The following is a 907-nucleotide window of genomic DNA, read 5'->3' on the forward strand; positions in this document are numbered from 1 at the left end:
AGTTTAAGTGCGGGGGATGTGGAAGCGGTCAAACTCGGATTAACGGGCAGTTATCCTAATGTTCAAGCTGTTCCGTGGAACGTGGATACAGGTTTATATGATCTACAGTATCCGGGATACACTGCACATGTTGCTCACTTCTATAATGGTGTTGGTAGTTGTCCGGCTTTTCAGTTAAAAGTCGGGTATAGAAACGGAGGAATAGCTTATCGCTCTGCCCGTGATAGTTATGGCTTTGAGGAGGATTGGACTGATATTTACACAACAAGAAATAAACCTACTACAGCGGATATTCAGGCTGAACCACGCTATACCACCACTATTGATCTCACTGGGCTAAGCACTGAACGCTATTACCCGGTCTGGTGGCGTCATCCACCTAATATTGGGGCAAATTCCTGGTTAACGCTTCATCGACATTATCCATATGATGCAGAAAAAAAACCATTTGGTGAGGGAGTAACACACGTTGCCGGACTACTTGTACAAATGGAAGGGGGAGATACACCATGGGGAGGAGATGCACTATATCTTAATATTAAACGCATAAATCAAACTTACCGTAAAACCGTAAGAGCGATCCGTCATGCCATGATAAGCATAGCCAGACCCGTCGATGGTAAATATCCCCTCTCTGGTGATGTGAAATCCGGTGATATCGTAGGCTGTTCCGTTTATAGCGGTTGTTATTTACGTGGTGGTTTAACCTATTTTGTGACCAGTAATTTCCAACCCATCCATTATTCACGCGAAGAGGGAGAAGTTGAAATATCTCGTTGGTCAAATGCGGATATTAATCGTGAAATAACGTGGATGGTGAAATCGTTAGTCTTCAGCGACCCATTATTAGGTGAAGAATATACGGATGCGACAATACCTTATTCATTGGAATATGACTCGCGTTATC

At 43.4% G+C, this 907-nt stretch carries 1 pseudogene; it reads left to right on the forward strand.

What is annotated here, in order from left to right:
• Nucleotides 1-907, forward strand: a pseudogene (locus tag ACGF63_RS22930) (hypothetical protein); the annotation flags it as partial.

It is taken from the genome of Photorhabdus sp. RM322S, from assembly GCF_042879395.1.
GTDB lineage: Bacteria > Pseudomonadota > Gammaproteobacteria > Enterobacterales > Enterobacteriaceae > Photorhabdus > Photorhabdus khanii.